The 19,133-nt window shown below is 64.9% G+C and carries 14 protein-coding genes; 7 read left to right on the forward strand and 7 right to left on the reverse strand.

All coding sequences use genetic code 11. From position 1 onward, the window contains the following. The first annotated feature begins 5 nt into the window (after positions 1 to 5). The 4 genes from prfB (at position 6) to AC06E7_RS16395 (ending at position 6,298) form a co-directional block, all read left to right on the forward strand. Positions 6 to 1,131 (forward strand): peptide chain release factor 2 gene (prfB, locus tag AC06E7_RS16380; protein WP_099047393.1). Its coding sequence is split into 2 segments (ribosomal slippage): positions 6 to 80 and positions 82 to 1,131, totalling 1,125 coding nucleotides; the frame shifts between segments, so codons are not numbered across the junction. A gap of 94 nt (positions 1,132 to 1,225) precedes the next feature. Then, the gene (lysS, locus tag AC06E7_RS16385; RefSeq protein ID WP_184123737.1) at positions 1,226 to 2,743 is read left to right on the forward strand and encodes a lysine--tRNA ligase; all 1,518 of its coding nucleotides are present in this window, start codon (positions 1,226 to 1,228) and stop codon (positions 2,741 to 2,743) included. A gap of 200 nt (positions 2,744 to 2,943) precedes the next feature. After that, the gene (rpfG, locus tag AC06E7_RS16390) at positions 2,944 to 4,083 is read left to right on the forward strand and encodes a cyclic di-GMP phosphodiesterase response regulator RpfG (RefSeq protein WP_068851546.1); all 1,140 of its coding nucleotides are present in this window, start codon (positions 2,944 to 2,946) and stop codon (positions 4,081 to 4,083) included. Position 4,084: 1 nt separating this feature from the next. Further along, positions 4,085 to 6,298 carry an ATP-binding protein gene (locus tag AC06E7_RS16395; protein ID WP_478065355.1) on the forward strand — a complete coding sequence of 738 codons (2,214 nt, stop codon included), beginning with the start codon at positions 4,085 to 4,087 and terminating at the stop codon, positions 6,296 to 6,298. 59 nt (positions 6,299 to 6,357) lie between these two features. On the opposite strand, the gene AC06E7_RS16400 is transcribed toward AC06E7_RS16395, so the two are convergent. From AC06E7_RS16400 to AC06E7_RS16430, 7 genes are all read right to left on the reverse strand, one after another. Then, complete coding sequence (locus tag AC06E7_RS16400; RefSeq protein WP_068851549.1) at positions 6,358 to 7,227, reverse strand: crotonase/enoyl-CoA hydratase family protein; 870 nt, start codon at positions 7,225 to 7,227, stop codon at positions 6,358 to 6,360. Between the two features lie 247 nt (positions 7,228 to 7,474). Next, entirely contained in the window at positions 7,475 to 8,059 is a 585-nt protein-coding gene (locus AC06E7_RS16405) for a putative adenosine monophosphate-protein transferase Fic (RefSeq protein WP_478065356.1), read from the reverse strand. Between the two features lies 1 nt (position 8,060). Then, positions 8,061 to 8,549 carry a YhfG family protein gene (locus AC06E7_RS16410; protein ID WP_184123733.1) on the reverse strand — a complete coding sequence of 163 codons (489 nt, stop codon included), beginning with the start codon at positions 8,547 to 8,549 and terminating at the stop codon, positions 8,061 to 8,063. 603 nt (positions 8,550 to 9,152) lie between these two features. Then, complete coding sequence (locus tag AC06E7_RS16415) at positions 9,153 to 10,829, reverse strand: long-chain fatty acid--CoA ligase (protein ID WP_093536271.1); 1,677 nt, start codon at positions 10,827 to 10,829, stop codon at positions 9,153 to 9,155. Between the two features lie 199 nt (positions 10,830 to 11,028). Beyond that, the gene (gene acnA / locus AC06E7_RS16420) at positions 11,029 to 13,782 is read right to left on the reverse strand and encodes an aconitate hydratase AcnA (RefSeq protein WP_478065357.1); all 2,754 of its coding nucleotides are present in this window, start codon (positions 13,780 to 13,782) and stop codon (positions 11,029 to 11,031) included. A gap of 344 nt (positions 13,783 to 14,126) precedes the next feature. Continuing rightward, positions 14,127 to 14,762 (reverse strand): hypothetical protein, encoded by a 636-nt coding sequence (locus AC06E7_RS16425; RefSeq protein WP_478065358.1) that lies wholly within the window; start codon positions 14,760 to 14,762, stop codon positions 14,127 to 14,129. A 154-nt stretch (positions 14,763 to 14,916) separates the two neighbouring features. After that, positions 14,917 to 15,546 carry a hypothetical protein gene (locus AC06E7_RS16430; protein ID WP_478065359.1) on the reverse strand — a complete coding sequence of 210 codons (630 nt, stop codon included), beginning with the start codon at positions 15,544 to 15,546 and terminating at the stop codon, positions 14,917 to 14,919. 180 nt (positions 15,547 to 15,726) lie between these two features. Here AC06E7_RS16430 and AC06E7_RS16435 point away from each other — a divergent pair, with 180 nt between their 5' ends. The 3 genes from AC06E7_RS16435 to acnB all read left to right on the forward strand — a co-directional run bounded on the left by AC06E7_RS16435 (position 15,727) and on the right by acnB (position 19,003). After that, entirely contained in the window at positions 15,727 to 15,951 is a 225-nt protein-coding gene (locus AC06E7_RS16435) for an AbrB/MazE/SpoVT family DNA-binding domain-containing protein (RefSeq protein ID WP_019182937.1), read from the forward strand. A gap of 6 nt (positions 15,952 to 15,957) precedes the next feature. After that, positions 15,958 to 16,356 carry a type II toxin-antitoxin system VapC family toxin gene (locus AC06E7_RS16440; RefSeq protein WP_210132788.1) on the forward strand — a complete coding sequence of 133 codons (399 nt, stop codon included), beginning with the start codon at positions 15,958 to 15,960 and terminating at the stop codon, positions 16,354 to 16,356. A gap of 61 nt (positions 16,357 to 16,417) precedes the next feature. Continuing rightward, positions 16,418 to 19,003, forward strand: coding sequence for a bifunctional aconitate hydratase 2/2-methylisocitrate dehydratase (gene acnB / locus AC06E7_RS16445; protein ID WP_068851565.1), 2,586 nt, complete (start codon positions 16,418 to 16,420; stop codon positions 19,001 to 19,003). Positions 19,004 to 19,133 lie beyond the last annotated feature (130 nt).

Consider the following 19,133-nt stretch of genomic DNA (forward strand, 5'->3'; position numbering starts at 1 on the left):
CCGATATGATCGAGCTCAATCCCGTGCGCCAGCGAATCACCGATCTCACCGATCGCGTGCTCTCGCTCAGGGGGTATCTTTGACTACGACGCCAAGAAAGAGCGTCTGGAAGAAGTAACCCGGGAACTGGAAAATCCCGATATCTGGAACAACGCCGAATATGCCCAGACCCTGGGCCGCGAGCGTTCCAGCCTGGAAAAGACCGTGGGCGGCATCGCCACCATCCTTGATGGCCTGACCGAATCCGGCGAACTGCTGGAACTGGCCGAAAGCGAACAGGACGAAGACACCGCCCTGGCCGTGGTCGCCGACCTGGACAAGTACCAGAAGCACGTGGAACAGCTGGAATTCCAGCGCATGTTCTCCGGCAAGATGGACAACGCCCCGGCGTTCGTCGACATCCAGGCCGGTGCCGGTGGTACCGAAGCCCAGGACTGGGCCGAAATCCTGCTGCGCATGTACCTGCGCTGGTGCGAATCGCGCGGTTGGAAGACCGAACTGATGGAAGTGTCCGGTGGCGATGTTGCCGGCATCAAGTCGGCCACGCTGCGCGTGGAAGGCGACTACGCCTATGGCTGGCTGAAGACCGAAACCGGCGTGCACCGCCTGGTGCGCAAGTCGCCGTTCGATTCGGACAACCGCCGCCATACCAGCTTCACCTCGGTGTTCGTGTCGCCGGAAGTCGACAACAACATCGAGATCGACATCAACCCGGCCGACCTGCGTACCGACGTGTACCGCTCGTCCGGCGCCGGCGGCCAGCACGTCAACAAGACCGAATCGGCGGTGCGCATCACGCACATCCCGACCAATACGGTTGTGGCCTGCCAGACCGGCCGCAGCCAGCACCAGAACCGCGACAACGCGATGAAGATGCTGGCCGCCAAGCTGTACGAGCTGGAAATCCAGAAGCGCAACGCCGAGCGCGATGCGGTCGAAGCGACCAAGTCCGACATCGGCTGGGGCAGCCAGATCCGCAACTACGTGCTGGACCAGAGCCGCATCAAGGACCTGCGCACCGGCATCGAACGTTCGGACACGCAGAAGGTGCTCGATGGCGACCTCGACGAATTCGTCGAAGCCAGCCTGAAGTCGGGTCTGGAAGTCGGTTCCAAACGCCTCGACGCCTGACGGTCGGGCCGCCACGTGCGGCCCGATCCGCTCCATCCCGGCACCCCGGGTTTCGTAATTCCCGTCCATATCCCCCCAGACATAGACCCACGCCATGAACGATCAGATCCCCGCGCCGCAGACCCCCGTCGACGAGAACAGCCTCATCGCCGAGCGCCGCGCGAAACTGACCGCGCTGCGCGGGCAGGGCATCGCCTATCCGAACGACTTCCGCCGTGAGGATTTCGCCGGCACCCTGCAGGGCGAGTTCGCCGATGCCGAGCAGTGGACCGCCGAAGCGCTGGAAGCCACCGACCGCACGGTCAAGATGGCCGGCCGGCTGATGGCCAAGCGGGTGATGGGCAAGGCCAGCTTCGCCCAGATCCAGGACGAATCCGGCCGCATCCAGCTGTTCCTGCAGGGCAGCACGCTGGGCGATGCCTACACCGCCTTCAAGGGCTGGGACGTGGGCGACATCATCGCCGTCGAAGGCGGGCTAACCCGGACCAAGACCGGCGAGCTGTCGGTCAAGGCCACCAGCATCCGCCTGCTGACCAAGTCGCTGCGCCCGCTGCCGGACAAGTGGCACGGCCTGGCCGACGTCGAGCAGCGCTACCGCCAGCGCTACGTGGACCTGATCGTGACCCCGGAGTCGCGCGAGGTGTTCATCAAGCGCTCTCGGATCATCCGCGCCATGCGCGCATGGTTGGACAACCGCGACTTCCTGGAAGTCGAAACGCCGATGATGCATTACATCCCCGGCGGCGCCACGGCCAAGCCGTTCACCACCCACCACAACGCGCTGGACCTGGACCTGTACCTACGCGTGGCCCCGGAGCTGTACCTCAAGCGCCTGGTCGTGGGTGGCCTGGAGCGCGTGTACGAGATCAACCGCAACTTCCGCAACGAAGGCGTCAGCACCCGGCACAACCCGGAATTCACCATGATGGAGCTGTACGAGGCCTACGCCACGTACAACGAAGTGATGGACCTGACCGAAGGCGTGATCCGTGACGTGGCCAGCAAGGTGCTGGGCACCACCACGGTGGAGTGGGACGGCGCCACCATCGACCTGGCCCCGGCGTTCCGCCGCTGGCGGATGGACGAGGCGGTGCGCCACCACAACCCGGAAATCAGCCTGGCCGACTGCACCGACCGCGAGGCACTGCTGCGCCATTGCGAGCGCCTGAAGATCCGGGTCAAGCCGTCCTACGGCTGGGGCAAGCTGCTGCTGGAGATCTTCGAAGCCACCGTCGAGCACACCCTGGTGCAGCCGACCTTCATCACCGACCACCCGGTCGAGGTCTCGCCGCTGGCCCGCGCCAACGACGACCAGCCCGGCTACACCGACCGCTTCGAGTTGTTCATCAACGGCAAGGAACTGGCCAACGGCTTCTCCGAGCTGAACGACCCGGAAGACCAGGCGGCCCGCTTCCAGGCCCAGGTCACGGCCAAGGAAGGTGGCGATGACGAGGCCATGCATTACGACGCCGATTACATCCGTGCGCTGGAGTACGGCATGGCCCCGACCGGCGGCCTGGGCATCGGCATCGACCGCCTGGTGATGCTGCTGACCGGCAGCAGCTCGATCCGCGACGTGCTGCTGTTCCCCTACATGCGTCCCGAAAACTGAGACGTAGGTCCGGATGGCCCCGCAGGGGCCGTCCCGGCGGGCTTCCGCTGCGGTGGCCGGACGCGTATGGTTTCCCCGTGGCCCTAGATGGCGCAATCCGCGCCGGCCATGGAGCATGAGGTGGGACGGGGCATGCGTGACACGCGCATCACACTGTGACCACGATCATGAACTGGGGAATCGTGACCGGAGGTGGTTCCATGCAAGGTGCCGGTATGCAGAGCGGCGGGGTATCCTTACCGCAGCATGTGCCAGTGTGGTCCAGGAAGACGACGGAAACAGCCTTGAATATTGTCATCGTTGACGATCAGACGTCCGCGCGCACGATGCTGCGGCATGTCATCGAGGACATCGCGCCGGAACTGAGCGTGCATGATTTCGGGGACCCGCTGACGGCGCTTGCCTGGTGCGAATCGCACGGGGTGGACCTGCTGCTGCTCGACTACCGCATGCCGGAAATGGACGGGCTGGAATTCGCCCGGCGTTTCCGCCGCCTGCCCAAGCACCGCGACATTCCGGTGATCCTGATCACCGTGGTCGGCGATGAGCCGATCCGCCAGGCCGCGCTGGAAGCGGGGGTCATCGATTTCCTGGTCAAGCCGATCCGCCCGCGCGAGCTGCGCGCGCGCTGCTACAACCTGCTGCAGCTGCGGCAGCAGTCGGAAAACGTGAAGCAACGCGCGCTGTCGCTGGAACAGCGGCTGCTGGCCAGCATGCACGAGGTCGAGGAACGCGAGCGCGAGACGCTGTCGCGGCTGGCCCGCGCGATCGAGTTCCGTGATGCCGGCACCAGTGCCTACCTCGAGCGCATGGCGCACGTGGCCGGGCTGATCGCAGAGCAGCTCGGGCTGCCGGAAGAAGAAGTCAAACTGATCGAGATGGCCGCGCCCCTGCACGACATGGGCAAGATCGCCATTCCCGATGCCGTGCTGCTCAAGCAGGGCAAACTCAACGACGAGGAGCTGGCCATCATGCGCCGGCACCCGCGTATCGGTTACGAGCTGCTCAGTGGCAGCCAGAACCGTTTCATCCAGGTCGGCGCGTTGATCGCGCTGCGCCACCACGAACGTTACGACGGCAGCGGGTATCCCGACGGTCTGGTCGGTGAAGCCATCCCGCTGGAAGCGCGGATCGTGGCCGTTGCCGATGTCTTCGATGCCCTGATCTCGCCGCGCCCATACAAGGAAGCATGGACGATGGAAGCCACCCTGGCCTATCTGTACGCACAACGCGGGCGCCTGTTCGACCCGCGCTGCGTGGACGCACTGCTGCGCGGCCGCGTGCAGCTGGACGACATCTGCGCGCAGCATTCCGTTGCGTCCTCCCGCCCGGGGATGTGACATGGCCGGTCTGTTCCAGGTGTTGAAGCAGCGGCTTGGCGCGCTCCCGGGCCTGGCGCTGCTCAGGCACCAGCTGGGCAACCGCCCTGACAGCGAGCATGGCCAGGCGATCGTACGCATCGTCCTGATCGTGCTGATCCTGGGCTACGTGCTGATGCCGGGGGTGCGCAACGACCTGCCGCACCACCAGTACCAGGTGGTGCTGGGCATCGTGCTGACCGGGCTGACGCTGTCGGTGCTGCTGTTTTCGTGGCTGCTGGCGCGCCCCGGTCGTTCGGACCCGCGCCGGGTGGCCGGCATGCTGGCCGATTACGGGCTCATTGCTGCCGGCATGGTGCAGATGGGCGAGCCGCTGTCGTGGGTCTACATCGTGGTGATGTGGGTCACGGTGGGCAACGGCATGCGCTACGGCAACAAGTACCTGTACGCCGCCGTGGGCATGGCGCTGGTCAGTTTCGGGGTAACCGTGCTCGCCACCGGCTACTGGCAGGCCAATGCGCGACTGGGCTTCGGCCTGTGGCTGGGCCTGGCGGCGGTGCCGCTGTACTTCGCCAGCCTGCTGCGCCAGTTGACCCATGCGATGGACGAGGCGCGCCGCGCCAGCGAGGCCAAGAGCCGTTTCCTGGCCAACATGAGCCACGAGTTCCGCACGCCGCTCAATGGCCTGTCAGGCATGACCGAGGTGCTGGCGACCACGACGCTGGATGAAGAGCAGCGTGAGTGCGTCAATACCATCCAGGCATCCTCGCGCAGCCTGCTGGCGCTGGTGGAGGAGGTGCTGGACATCTCGGCCATCGAAGCGGGCAAGCTGCGGGTGGTGGCCGAAGACTTCTCGCTGGACGACGTGGTGCAGTCGATTGGCCTGATCCTGATGCCGCAGGCGCGTTTGAAGCACCTGGATTACCAGGTCAAGGTCGCCGCAGGCGTGCCGCGCCTGCTGCGCGGCGACCTCGGTCACCTGCGCCAGATCCTGCTCAACCTGGCGGGCAATGCCGTGAAGTTCACCGAGCACGGCAGGATCGAGATCCGGGTGTCGCAGGTAGGCGAGGAGGGCCACGGCCAGGTCCGGCTGCGCTTCGACATCCTCGACACCGGCATTGGCGTGGGCCCGGAAATGCGTTCGCGCCTGTTCCAGGCCTTCGAGCAGGCTGATGTCAGCCTGGGCCGCCGCCACGAAGGCAGCGGGCTGGGTACCTCGATCTCGCGCGGGCTGGTGGAAGCCATGGGCGGGCAGATCGGCTATGCCGAGAACCCGCCGCAGGGCAGCTGCTTCTGGTTCGAACTGCCGTTCGCATTGCCACCGGTGGTGGCCGGCGAGTTCACCCCGGCCGTGCTCGGCAATGGCCTGCAGAGCGCGCAGGACAATGTAATCGCTTTCGCCGACCCGTTCCTGCGCCACCGCGCTCGCGTGCGCAGCATGAAGGTGCTGGTGGCTGACGACCACCAGGCCAACCGGCTGGTGCTGCAGCGGCTGCTGCAGAAGGCCGGGCACAAGGTGGTGTGCGTCAACGGCGGCGAAGCGGTGCTCGATGCGATGGCCGAAAGCGACTACGACGTGGCCATCGTCGACCTGCACATGCCGGGCATGAGCGGGCTGGACATGCTCAAGGAGCTGCGCGTGCTGCAGGCCGGTGGCGCCCCGCGCACGCCGGTGCTGGTGCTCAGCGCCGACGTCACCCCCGAGTCGATCCAGCAGTGCACCCAGGCCGGCGCGCACACCTTTTTCGGCAAGCCGGTGGTGCCGGTGAAGCTGCTGGATACCCTCGCCGAGATCGCCGCCAACGATGGCCTGAAAGCCCGCACCGCCGTGGTGCCGTCCACGCCGGTGGCCGTGGGCGTGCTCGATACCGGCGTGCTCGATGAACTGGCCGCGCTGGGCATGGGCGAGGGCTTCGAGCAGGAGTTCATCCGCCAGTGCCTGGCCGACGCCACGCAGTGCGTGGGCGTGGCGGGGGAAGCGGGCGAACGTGGCGACTGGGTGCACCTGCGCGAGCAGGCGCACGCCATCAAGGGCGTGGCCAGCAACCTGGGCCTGGTGCGGGTGGCTTACCGTGCCGGCGAGGTGATGCACATGGCCGACTGGCAGCTCAAGAGCGAATGGCGCGAGCGGATGAAGCTGATCCGCACGGCGGTGAAGGAAGGAAAGCAGGCGCTGGAAGAGCGCAGGCGCCCGGGTGCCTCGTCCACGGACGACGGTGGCATCGACATGCGTTGAAAAAAAGCCCGGCTCCAACCGGGCTTTTTTACTGGAACCCCCTGCTTGCGATGGCGCAGTTACGCGGCATCGGACTGGGCACGACGGGTCTGCGCCTTGATCAACCGATCCATGGTGCGCAGCGACTTGTCTTCCAGGGCCAGTGCCGAATCCACCCAGATCTTGGTGATTTCCAGCAGTTCGTCATAGCCCACCGCCTGGGCCAGGTTGCGTGCAGCGTTCATCGCCAGGTAGGTGCGCGGGGTGCGCTGCTGCTGGCGGATCAGGTCTTCGGCGGCCTTGATGCCCTGTCCCTTGGGCACCAGCACGTCGACCACGCCCATGGCGTACATTTCTTCGGACGAGTAGACGCGGCCTTCGAGGATGATCTTCTCGGCCAGCTGCGGGGCCACGCGGCGGCACAGGAACGAGTACGCGCCCATGCCCGGGAACAGCCCGAACAGTACTTCGGGCAGCCCCATGCCGCAGCCTTCCTCGGCGATGATGGTGTGGCAGGCCAGCGCCATTTCCAGCCCGCCACCGAGTGCATCGCCCTGGATCACGGCGATGGAACGCACGTCACCGCCGAAGCCGGTATGCAGGTGGTGCACACCTTCAACGCAACGCTGGGCATAGGCCAGCAGGCGGTCGCGGTTGCCTTCGCGGATCAGCTGGGCGAACAGGGCCAGGTCGCCGCCCAGGTTGTAGGCGGTGGCATCGGAGGCCAGCACGAAGTGGCGCAGCTTGCCGCTGTTGCGCTCAGCAGGAGACAGGGTGATCTGGCTCATCACGCTCCACATCTCGTCCAGCATGTCCTTGCGGCAGCAGGGACGGATGCCGGTGGCGGCATCGGCGTGCATGAAGAGCCAGTGGGCGGCGTTGTCGGGGGTCGATTCGGTGCGGATGGTCGCATAGCCGTGGGAATACGGGAGCTTTTCGATGGATTGCATGGGGATTACCTCGGCGGGTTGGCCTGCAGGGAGGACGGTGGGCGGCAGGCCGGACGGGTCCACACGCCGCGATCCTACACCGCCAACCCGGGCCGGAATGCAAACGCCCTGCATAATGTCCAGCGGCTTCCAGAATACCGTCCGGAATCTCGTTCAGCCTTATGCCGCAAGGGAATCGGGCGATTCACATCGCGCCGCGCGGAAGGGGGGCACGCTGACGGGTCAGCATAGGAATTTGATGAAACTGTTATCCGGGGATGATCTGTTCGAAGATCGCCTGCATGGCCCGGTAATCGACTCGAACGCCGTCCAGATTCGCCTGGATCCATTCCCCAGGGTCTATGGTCGACCAATCCAGCGAATGACCCGCACTCAGCGCCAGCTGCTCGAACAGAATGCGTTGGACGCGCCCGTTTCCTTCGCGAAATGGGTGAATCATATTGAGTTCGCAATAATGCTCGGCCAGTTTGCTGCAGAGGGCATCCCGACCAAGTCCCTGCAGCCATCCGTCCTCGGCCATGGCATCAAAGCAGCGTCGCGCCTCGGCTCCGATCCGGCCATGGGTACAGAAGCGCGTGCTGCCCTTGGAAATATCGACATTCCGTACTTCGCCGGCCCAGTCGTACAGGTCGGCGAACAGCGCTCGATGAATGTCTTGAAGAGACTGCAGGCTGTACGGCGGGGGCGAGTATTGGATGGTTCTATGCGTGACGGCCGTGATGTCGCGCTCGGCCGCTTCCAGAATGTCCATCCGGGTAATGCCCAGCTTGTTCTTCAAGACGCCTGAGTCGCCAATGCAGTACTTGTCGTCTACATCGTCATACAGGTCCATCTCAGCGCTTTCGATACCTGTTGAGTACAGTCTGCAGGGATTGCGCCGGCTTCGACTTGCGCATGTCTATGCCCTCGAGCCGGGAGCTGTGATGAAAGTTGCGTGTGCGCGTGGCCTGGTACATAGCGGCAGGGTCGCGGGCGGCAGCCACAAGCGTTGCAACAGCGTGCGACAGGGCTGCCTCCGGATCCGCGGCGGGGATCCGGACCGACGTTACGCTCATCAGGACGGTCGACAGCTTGGTTCTTGCCGCCTCGGAGACGGGATGCGGACCAGGGGAGCGAATGGACGGATCACTTTGAATGACCGCTTGGAGATCTCCAACGAAGCGGTAGAGCGACTGCCAGCTGCGCGGCGCGATTGTCAGGCCAAGCAATGCGCTGAGTGACGTTTTCAGCACATTGAAGTGCCCCAGCATTCTCAACTCTGACGGGGTCGCGACTGACAGGATGTCTGCGATGGTGAGAGATGTGGAAGCAGTTCGATGCATCTGCGCGGGTCCTGCTCGGAAGTGGCAGCTTTTTCAGCCGCAGCCAGCAGTACGCTGCCGGCTGGGTGCGTTCACGAATCCAATTATACCGCCAGGCCCCGGTCGACGCTTTCCATTGGCACTCCAGCGGGCGATGCTAGGATCCCCCAAGCGATGCGGGTCAGCGCTCAAGTCGGGACGAGCGGGCTTGGCTCCAATGGTTGGAGGATGCGATGTGCGCACTGAGGTGGATGATTGGGATGGTGTTGCTCAACCTGCCGGTTGCGCAAGCGCTTGCCGAGGGTGACAGGGGGCGGGCGACGCCAGCGATACCGGAGCAGTGCCTGGAGACTGTTCGTGATTACGTGAAGCGAACACGCGGGTGGGATGCGACCGCATACGCGGTTGATGCTGAAGACGTTGGAGGTTCGGGGCGCGGCTTCTCTGTCCGTTTGCTGGCGGAGAGAAGCGCCCAGCGGCTTGCAGGTGGCGCCGAGTCGTTCCATGTGGATACGGACCCAGCTTGCTCGCGGGTGACGGGTGAGTTGGGGTATCAGTGAGCGCGGTAGGCAGAAAGCAGAACGCCCGCTAGGCGGGCGTTCCGGAATTGCTTGGTGTCGGCAGTTACGCGGCCGGTGTATCGCGCAGTTCGCGGCGCAGGATCTTGCCGACGTTGGTTTTCGGCAGTTCCTTGCGGAACTCGACGATGCGCGGGTGCTTGTAGCCGGTCAGGTTGGCGCGGGCGTGTTCCTTGACCATCTCGGCGGTCAGGTTCGGGTCCTTCTTGACGATGACCACCTTGACGATCTCGCCGGACTTTTCATCCGGCACGCCGACTGCGGCCACTTCCAGCACGCCGGGCATCATCGCGATGACGTCTTCGACTTCGTTCGGGTACACGTTGAAGCCGGACACCAGGATCATGTCCTTCTTGCGGTCCACGATGTAGAAGAAACCGTGCTCGTCCATGCGCGCCATGTCGCCGGTGTGCAGCCAGCCGTCGGCGTCGATCGCCTTGGCGGTTTCTTCCGGGCGCTGCCAGTAACCCTTCATTACCTGCGGGCCACGGATGCACAGCTCGCCGACGTCGCCCGGAGCGAGGGTGACGCCGTTGTCGTCCTTCACGCAGGCGTCGGTGGACGGGATCGGCAGGCCGATCGCGCCGTTGTACTCGGCCAGGTTCAGCGGGTTGATGCAGGCCGCCGGCGAGGTCTCGGTCAGGCCGTAGGCCTCGACCAGGGTCACCCCGGTGACCTTCTTCCAGCGCTCGGCCACGGCACGCTGCACCGCCATGCCGCCACCCAGGGTGACCTTCAGCGAGGAGAAATCCACCTCGTCGAAGCCGGGGGTGTTGAGCAGGCCATTGAACAGCGTGTTGACGCCGGTGATGGCGGTGAAGCGGGTGGCCTTGAGCTCCTTGACGAAGCCCTTCATGTCGCGCGGGTTGGTGATCAGGTGGTTGCAGCCGCCGAACTTCATGAAGACCAGGCCGTTCGCCGTCAACGCGAAGATGTGGTACAGCGGCAGGGCAGTGATGATCCACTCCTTGCCCATCTCGATGCCCGACGCGGAGATCCACGCCGAGGCCTGCTGCATGTTGGCCACCAGGTTGCGGTTGGTCAGCATGGCGCCCTTGGCCACGCCGGTGGTGCCGCCGGTGTACTGCAGGAAGGCCACGTCGTCGTGGTCCAGCTCCACCTTCGGCAGGGTGTGGCCGCTGCCCAGCTTCAGCGCCTGGTTGAAGCGGATCGCGCCGCGCAGGGTGTAGTTGGGCACCATCTTCTTGATGTACTTCAGCACGAAGTTCACCACCACGCCCTTCAGGCCGAGCATGTCGCCCAGGCCGGTGGTGATGACCTGCTTGATCGGCGTATCGGCGATGACCTGCTGCACGGTGTCGCCGAAGTTGTCCACCACCACCAGGACGGCGGCGCCGGAATCGACCAGCTGGTGCTTGAGCTCGCGGGCGGTGTACAGCGGGTTGACGTTGACCACGGTCAGGCCGGCGCGAAGCACGCCGAAGGTGGCCACCGGGTACTGCAGGCAGTTGGGCATCATCAGGGCGACGCGGTCGCCCTTCTTGAGCTTCAGCTCGCCCAGCAGGTAGGCGGCGAACTGCTCGACCAGGGCATCGGTTTCACCGTAGGTGAGGACCTTGCCGAAGCTGGAGTAGGCGGGACGGTCGCGGAACTTGGCCACCGACGCATCGAACACGGCCGACACCGAATGGAACTCGTTGACGTCGATTTCGGCGGGTACGCCGTTGGGATAGCTCTGCAGCCAGGGACGTTCCAGACTCATTATTCCCCCTCCAGGAAACGTTGATGGTGTGATGCTGACGGAGAGTATCCGTCGATTCGGTCCCCGGCAGCATACCGGGCCGAATGGAAAACGCGAAGGATTCGTGAAAATCGGGCGTGGCGGCCGCCGGAAGCTCCGCGTGGCGCGGGGTTCCGGGGAGGGCCGGCCAGGGGCCGGCGCCTTGGGGAGCAGGCTGGGGTCAGGCGGCTGCGAGCTGGCGCAGCACGTACTGCAGCAGGCCGCCGTGCTTGAAGTACTCCACTTCCTTCGGGGTCAGCAGCATCACGTGGGCCTGGAAGGTCTTGGCGGTGCCATCGGCCTTGGTGGCGGTCACGGTGGCGGTCTTGCTGGCCCCATCGGCCAGGCCGGTGATGTCGACCGTTTCCGAGCCGTCCAGGCCCAGGCTCTGGGCGTTCTCGCCGGCCTGGAACTGCAGCGGCAGCACGCCCATGCCGACCAGGTTGGAGCGGTGGATACGCTCGAAGCTTTCTGCGATCACCGCCTTCACGCCCAGCAGGTTGGTGCCCTTGGCCGCCCAGTCGCGCGAGGAGCCAGTGCCGTACTCCTTGCCGGCGAAGACCACCAGCGGCACGCCCTCGGCCTTGTACTTCATGGCCGCGTCATAGATGGCCAGCTTCTGCGGCTCGCCGCCCGCCTTGGGGAAGTAAAGGGTGTTGCCGCCTTCCTCGCCGCCGAACATCAGGTTCTTGATGCGGATGTTGGCGAAGGTACCGCGCACCATCACATCGTCGTTGCCGCGGCGGCTGCCGTAGCTGTTGAAGTCGGCCGGCTGCACGCCGCGCTCCTGCAGGAAGCGGCCTGCGGGCGAATCCTTCTTGATGTTGCCGGCCGGGGAGATGTGGTCGGTGGTGATCGAATCGCCGAACAAGCCCATCACCCGCGCCCCGTGCACGTCCTCGATGTGGCCGACCTGCATGGTCATGCCGTCGAAGTAGGGCGGGTTCTTGATGTAGGTGGAGCTGCCATCCCACTCATACAGGTCGCCATCGGGCGACTGGATGGTGTTCCAGCGGCTGTCGCCCTTGAACACGTCGGCGTAGTTCTGCTTGAACATCTCCGGGCCGATGGTGGCGGCGATGACATCACCGATTTTCTTGTTGCTCGGCCAGATGTCGCGCAGGTACACCGGCTGGCCATCGCTGCCGGTGCCCAGCGGTTCGGTGGTGAGGTCGATGTCGGTGGTGCCGGCGATGGCGTAGGCCACCACCAGTGGCGGGCTGGCCAGGTAGTTCATCTTCACTTCGGGGTGCACGCGGCCCTCGAAGTTGCGGTTGCCCGACAGCACCGAAGTGACCACCAGGTCGCCACTGGCGATGGCGGCACTGACTTCGGTGGGGAGCGGGCCGGAATTGCCGATGCAGGTGGTGCAGCCGTAGCCGACCACGTAGAAACCCACCTTTTCCAGCTCGGTAAGCACGCCGGCTTTCTCAAGGTAGTCGGTGACCACGCGCGAGCCTGGGCCGAGCGAGGTCTTCACCCACGGCTTGCGGTCCAGTCCCCTGGCGGCCGCGTTGCGGGCCAGCAGGCCGGCGCCGATCATCACCGCCGGGTTGGAGGTGTTGGTGCAGGAGGTGATGGCGGCGATGACCACCGCGCCGTCCTTGAGCCGGTAGCGGGTGCCGTCATGCTCGACATCGGCATAGCCCTTGGCCAGCTGCTCGTTGCCGACCGCGGCGCCGCCGCCTTCGTTGACGAACGTGGAGATCTCTTCGTTGCGCTTGTCGCGGTTGGTGGTCAGCCCGCCCAGGTTGTCGCGGTAGTTCTGCTTGACGTCTTCCAGCAGCACGCGGTCCTGCGGGCGCTTGGGGCCGGCAAGCGAGGGCTTGACCTCGCCCATGTCCAGTTCAAGCGTGGCGCTGTAGCTGGCGTGGGCGGTGTTGGCGTCGTGCCACAGGCCCTGGGCCTTGGCGTAGGCTTCCACCAGCGCGATCTGTTCCTCGCTGCGGCCGGACAGGCGCAGGTAGGTCAGCGATTCGTTGTCGATCGGGAAGATGCCGCAGGTGGCGCCGTACTCCGGCGCCATGTTGCCGATGGTGGCGCGGTCGGCCAGCGGCAGGTGCTGCAGGCCTTCGCCGAAGAACTCGACGAACTTGCCCACCACGCCGTGCTTGCGCAGCATCTGGGTGACGGTGAGCACCAGGTCGGTGGCGGTGGCGCCTTCGGGCAGGCGCCCGGTGAGCTTGAAGCCGACGACCTGCGGGATCAGCATGGAGGAGGGCTGGCCGAGCATGGCCGCCTCGGCCTCGATGCCGCCCACGCCCCAGCCCAGCACGCCGATGCCATTGATCATGGTGGTGTGGCTGTCGGTGCCGAAGACGGTGTCCGGATAGGCCACCTGCTTGCCGCGCTTGTCGGCGGTCATCACGACGCGGGCGAGGTTTTCCAGGTTCACCTGGTGGACGATGCCGGTGTTGGGCGGCACCACCTTGAAGTTGTCGAACGCCTTCTGGCCCCAGCGCAGGAAGCCGTAGCGCTCCTGGTTGCGCTGGAATTCGATCTTGCCGTTGAGATCCAGCGCGTCGGGGGTGCCGAACACGTCGACCTGCACCGAGTGGTCGATGACCAGTTCGGAGGGGATCTGCGGGTTGATCTGCTCGGGGCGGCCGCCCAGCTTGACCACCGCATCGCGCATGGCGGCAAGGTCGACCACGCAGGGCACGCCGGTGAAGTCCTGCAGGACCACGCGGGCGGGCATGAAGGCGATTTCGATGTCCGGCTCGGCCTTGGGATCCCAGCGCGCCACTGCTTCGATGTGATCCTTGCCGACGGTGACCCCACCGTCCTCGTGCCGGAGCAGGTTCTCCAGCAGGATCTTCATCGAATAGGGCAGGTGGGAAATGTCGAACTGCTGTCCGAGCTTGGGCAGGCTGAAATAGTCGTAGGTGGTGCCACCGACGTCCAGCTGGCTGCGGGTGGAGAACGAATCGCTCATGCGGGAAAACTCCTCATGCGAATGGCTTGCACTGGCCCGTTTCCAGGCCGGCTTGCGATGGCCGGCGGGCGCCGTGCCCAGCCCGGCAGGTCACCAGTATGGCCGATGCCGGGCGGGCCCAGCGCCGCAGGCCCGGAACACAAGGTTATACATTCGTATGTAGTTTTCGTGTCACGGCTGATCTGGACGACACCGTAGTAAGAACGGTTGCGCGTATCGTGGATGTCCTTGTCTGAGCAATGCGGTGTTCAGGACCGGCCGTTCGGCCGGTCCCGACGTTCCAGCCACCCGGGGCGTGGCCGTCAGGCGCCTCCGTCACATTTTCAGGCCCGTGTCCCGCGACGTCACTTCTCTCCAGCGCCGCGTACAACGAATTCAACGATCTGTTCGAGGTCCTTCGGTCCGGTGACTTGTACCCGATACCTTCCCGGTGTCGCCTCTGAATCGATCGCGAAAGTATTATCGGACTGGTAAATGCCGTGGGCATGGTCCAGGAAACGTATTTCCGTTCCGTAGCCGAAGGGCAACGGGATCATGTCCGCATCGAATACACGCGGATTGGTCTGCACGAACTCAAGTTGTCCCTCAGGCGGAATGGTGGCGGGACTGTTGAGGACATCGACGCGCAGGGTAGCAACATCAGCGGTCAGCAGATTTCGAAGCTGTACCTGCACAAGATCGGCCGGTCTTCCCTCCTTCAAGTAACGCACGACGACGACGGCGGGCCAGGGGCCGACGTAATTTTCCAGGAACCGGTGATCGACGCGCAGAGCCACAGCGGTCGGGACGACAATCAGGCTGAGCCCGGGGAACAGTCCCTCTGCGCCATTCAGCAGAAATTCGAACTCTGCGCCCTCTGGAACAGGCAGCACCGTGTGCAGGTAGGCGAGCTCACTTCCGAAGAGATTTGTCGGCACATACAGCGCCGGCGGTTCGAACGCCATGCCGATATGGTCGTGGTTCGAGGCTTGGATGGTCATGTGACGTTCTCCAGAACGTTAAACGGTGACCCCCGTCATCGTTCGACCTCCGAGCGATGCTGGCCGCATCCCTGTTACGTCACTGCGAAGGGCAGCCTGGCCGGGCGTCAGCTGTTCTGGCGAACCCGGGTCCAGGCTGCTCACCCAGTCCAGGTCAACGGGCCGAGTTCACTTGGATGGTCAACGTCTGTTCCAGCCCCCACCGGGTCGAAACCTGTACGCGGTAGTCGCCCGGCACGGCCTGGTCGGTGACGCGGAGGATGTTCTCGTCCAATACGATGCCCTCGGTTGCATCCAGCAATTGGATATCAGTTCCATACATGAAAGGCAGCGGTACGAGGTCCGAGTCAAACAGTCGCGGCGTGATCTGCACGTAGGCCTCAGATCCTTGCGGCGGCACCGCAGCCGGACTCCCCACTACGTGCACCCGCATGCTTGTCGCCGCTGCGGTTTCCGGGTCCAGTATGGGGAGCCGCACCAGGTCTGCTGGCAGGTCGTTCTTGAGGTAGCGCACCTCCATCAGCGCCGGCCACGGACCGCGATACATTTCTTTGAAAAGAGCAGCGCAATACACGCTGACCACCTCGGGAGTGACGAGAAGGCTGAGGCCATCCACCGGCCCGGATTCGCCATTCAACAGGTAGTCCAGCCGGGCACCTTCAGGCAGGGGACGTACGGTGTGCAGGTAGACGATCTGGCTGCGGTGGAAGCGGGGCGGGGCATAGATGGCGGGCGGCTCGAACGCCATGCCGATGTGGTCGTAGTGGGTGGTATTGACGGTCATGTCTGGCACTCCGGAACATGCAACGGTGACCCCCGTCATCGCTCGACCTGGCAGCATGCTCGCCCGCACCGGGTTAGAAACCTGAGAAGAGGCTGTACGTATCTCTGGGGTGCGGGTGGGCCGGTAGCGGTATGGTGCGAAAAGTATGTATAATTCGTACATACCGAACAGGGCGTATGTATGGAAGCCACCGTCGCAGAGCGAGGCCAGATCACCCTCCCCAAGGCAGTGCGGGACGCGCTCGGGCTGACCAAGGGCACCCAGCTGAAAGTGGAGCTGGAAGGCAGCCGGATCATCCTGCGCAAGAGCGTGGATGACGCCATTTCCCGCGCCCGCGGCAAGTTCGCCCTGGACGGTTTCGACTCGGCCGAGGCCGCCGTCCGCGCGGTGCGCGACGAGGAATAAGACGTGATGATCGCCGTCGATTCCCCGGTCCTGGTCGAACTGCTGAGCAACGGCCCGCAGGCCGACGCCGTCGAGGCCTGCCTCCGCCAGAGCCTGGTGGGTGGCCGGGTGGTGGTGTGCGGCGCGACGCTGGCGGAGATCTGCGCCTCGCTGCGCGGCGGTGCCGAGGTGCTGGAGGCGCTGGAGGAAATGGGGGTCCATTTCAACGCGCTGGAAGCCAAGTCGGCGCTGCGTGCCGGTGAAATGCACCGCCGCCACCGCCAGCGCGGTACCGGCAGGCGTGGCATCGACGATTTCATGGTCGGCGCGCACGCACTGCTGCAGTGCGACGGCCTGATCACCTGGAACGACAAATTTTACCGCGACTACTTCAAGGGCCTGAAGCTGATCGTGCCGCAAGCCTGAGCCCGTAACTCAACCGCCGTATTCAACCGAAGTCTTTTCAAAGAATTCCCCGGGAGTTGTCATGTTGGAAGCCTACCGCCACCACGTAGCCGAGCGCGCCGCGCTTGGCATCCCGCCGCTGCCGCTGAGCGCCCAGCAGACGGCCGACGTCATCGAGCTGCTGAAGAACCCGCCGGCGGGCGAGGCCGAGTTCCTGCTCGACCTGCTCACCCACCGCGTGCCGGCCGGCGTCGATGACGCCGCCAAGGTCAAGGCCTCGTACCTGGCCGCCATTGCCTTCGGCAGCGAAACCAACGCGCTGATTTCGCGCGAGCGCGCCACCGAACTGCTGGGCACCATGCTGGGCGGCTACAACGTCGCGCCGCTGGTGCAGCTGCTGGACGACGCCGTGGTCGGCGCGATCGCCGCCACCGCGCTGAAGAACACCCTGCTGGTGTTCGATGCCTTCCACGACGTGCAGGAAAAGGCCAAGGCCGGCAACGCGAACGCCCAGGGCGTGCTGCAGAGCTGGGCCGATGCCGAGTGGTTCACCAGCCGCCCGGAAGTGCCGCAGAGCCTGACCATCACCGTGCTCAAGGTGACCGGCGAAACCAACACCGACGACCTGTCGCCGGCCCCCGATGCGACCACCCGCCCGGACATCCCGCTGCACGCGCTGGCGATGCTGAAGAACAAGCGCGATGGCATCGAACCGGAAGAAGACGGCAAGCGCGGCCCGGTCAAGTTCATCGAATCGCTGAAGGACAAGGGCCACCTGGTGGCCTACGTGGGCGACGTCGTGGGTACCGGTTCGAGCCGCAAGTCGGCCACCAACTCGGTGCTGTGGTTCACCGGTGAGGACATTCCGTTCATTCCGAACAAGCGTTTCGGTGGCGTGTGCCTGGGTTCGAAGATCGCCCCGATCTTCTACAACACCATGGAAGATGCCGGCGCGCTGCCGATCGAGCTGGACGTGTCGCAGATGAACATGGGCGACGTGGTCGAGCTGCGTCCCTACGACGGCAAGGCGCTGAAGGATGGCCAGGTCATCGCCGAGTTCCAGGTGAAGTCCGACGTGCTGTTCGACGAAGTGCGCGCCGGTGGCCGCATTCCGCTGATCATCGGCCGTGGCCTGACCGCCAAGGCGCGCGAAGCGCTGGGCCTGGCCCCGACCGACCTGTTCCGGCTGCCGATGGACCCGCCGGACACCGGCAAGGGCTTCTCGCTGGCACAGAAGATGGTCGGCCGCGCCTGTGGCCTGCCGGAAGGCCAGGGCATGCGCCCGGGCACCTACTGCGAACCGAAGATGACCTCGGTGGGCTCGCAGGACACCACCGGCCCGATGACCCGTGACGAGCTGAAGGACCTGGCCTGCCTGGGCTTCTCGGCCGACCTGGTGATGCAGTCGTTCTGCCACACCGCCGCGTACCCGAAGCCGGTGGACGTCAAGACCCACCACACGCTGCCGGAGTTCATCTCCACCCGTGGCGGCATCTCGCTGCGCCCGGGCGACGGCGTGATCCACAGCTGGCTCAACCGCATGCTGCTGCCCGACACCGTCGGCACCGGCGGCGATTCGCACACCCGTTTCCCGGTGGGCATCTCGTTCCCGGCCGGCTCGGGCCTGGTCGCCTTCGCTGCTGCCACCGGCGTGATGCCGCTGGACATGCCCGAATCGGTGCTGGTGCGCTTCAAGGGCAAGATGCAGCCGGGCGTGACCCTGCGTGACCTGGTCAACGCGATTCCGCTGTACGCGATCAAGTCGGGCCTGCTGACCGTCGCCAAGGCGGGCAAGAAGAACATCTTCTCCGGCCGTATCCTGGAAATCGAAGGCCTGCCGGACCTGAAGGTCGAACAGGCGTTCGAACTGTCCGATGCCTCGGCCGAACGTTCGGCTGCCGGCTGCTCGGTGCACCTGAGCAAGGAGCCGATCATCGAGTACCTCACCAGCAACATCACGCTGCTGAAGTGGATGATCGCCGAGGGTTACCAGGACGCCCGTTCGCTGGCGCGTCGCATCGAGAAGATGGAAGCGTGGCTGGCCAACCCGGAGCTGCTGGAGCCGGATGCCGACGCCGAATACGCCGCCGTCATCGAGATCGACCTGGCCGACATCCACGAGCCGATCGTGGCCTGCCCGAACGATCCGGACGACGTCAAGACGCTGTCGGACGTGGCCGGTGCGGCCATCGACGAAGTATTCATCGGTTCGTGCATGACCAACATCGGCCACTTCCGTGCGGCCGCCAAGCTGCTGGAAGGCAAGCGCGACATCCCGACCAAGCTGTGGGTTGCCCCGCCGACCAAGATGGATGCGTCGGAGCTGACCAAGGAAGGCCACTACGGCACCTTCGGCACCGCTGGTGCGCGCATGGAAATGCCGGGCTGCTCGCTGTGCATGGGCAACCAGGCACAGGTGCGCGAGGGCGCGACGGTGTTCTCGACCTCGACCCGCAACTTCCCGAACCGCCTGGGCCGCAACTCCAACGTGTACCTGGGTTCGGCCGAGCTGGCCGCGATCTGCTCGCGCCTGGGTCGCATCCCGACCAAGGAAGAGTACATGGCCGACATCGGCGTGCTGGATGCCAGCAGCAAGGACATCTACCGCTACATGAACTTCGACCAGATCGAGGACTACCAGGACGTGGCCAAGACGGTCGCTGCCTGAGCCTGATCGGCTGATGTGTTGAACGAAAACCCCCGGTGAGAACCGGGGGTTTTTGTTTGCGGCGGCGTGATGCGCGCGCAAGGAGCCACGAACACCTGATTGTGCGTACTCCGTCTCCCTTTTGCGCGCG

It is taken from the genome of Stenotrophomonas sp. Steno-Z4 (assembly GCF_056393145.1).

What these genes read in the sequence shown, in the direction of transcription:
- rpfG (WP_068851546.1), top strand. Translation starts at nt 2,944, where the DNA reads ATGCAAGGTGCCGGTATGCAGAGCGGCGGGGTATCCTTACCGCAGCAT.
- AC06E7_RS16410 (WP_184123733.1), bottom strand. Translation starts at nt 8,549, where the DNA reads ATGCATCGAACTGCTTCCACATCTCTCACCATCGCAGACATCCTGTCA.
- AC06E7_RS16440 (WP_210132788.1), top strand. Translation starts at nt 15,958, where the DNA reads ATGATCGCCGTCGATTCCCCGGTCCTGGTCGAACTGCTGAGCAACGGC.
- AC06E7_RS16395 (WP_478065355.1), top strand. Translation starts at nt 4,085, where the DNA reads ATGGCCGGTCTGTTCCAGGTGTTGAAGCAGCGGCTTGGCGCGCTCCCG.
- AC06E7_RS16430 (WP_478065359.1), bottom strand. Translation starts at nt 15,546, where the DNA reads ATGACCGTCAATACCACCCACTACGACCACATCGGCATGGCGTTCGAG.
- lysS (WP_184123737.1), top strand. Translation starts at nt 1,226, where the DNA reads ATGAACGATCAGATCCCCGCGCCGCAGACCCCCGTCGACGAGAACAGC.
- AC06E7_RS16425 (WP_478065358.1), bottom strand. Translation starts at nt 14,762, where the DNA reads ATGACCATCCAAGCCTCGAACCACGACCATATCGGCATGGCGTTCGAA.
- AC06E7_RS16415 (WP_093536271.1), bottom strand. Translation starts at nt 10,829, where the DNA reads ATGAGTCTGGAACGTCCCTGGCTGCAGAGCTATCCCAACGGCGTACCC.
- AC06E7_RS16435 (WP_019182937.1), top strand. Translation starts at nt 15,727, where the DNA reads ATGGAAGCCACCGTCGCAGAGCGAGGCCAGATCACCCTCCCCAAGGCA.
- AC06E7_RS16405 (WP_478065356.1), bottom strand. Translation starts at nt 8,059, where the DNA reads ATGGACCTGTATGACGATGTAGACGACAAGTACTGCATTGGCGACTCA.
- acnA (WP_478065357.1), bottom strand. Translation starts at nt 13,782, where the DNA reads ATGAGCGATTCGTTCTCCACCCGCAGCCAGCTGGACGTCGGTGGCACC.
- acnB (WP_068851565.1), top strand. Translation starts at nt 16,418, where the DNA reads ATGTTGGAAGCCTACCGCCACCACGTAGCCGAGCGCGCCGCGCTTGGC.
- AC06E7_RS16400 (WP_068851549.1), bottom strand. Translation starts at nt 7,227, where the DNA reads ATGCAATCCATCGAAAAGCTCCCGTATTCCCACGGCTATGCGACCATC.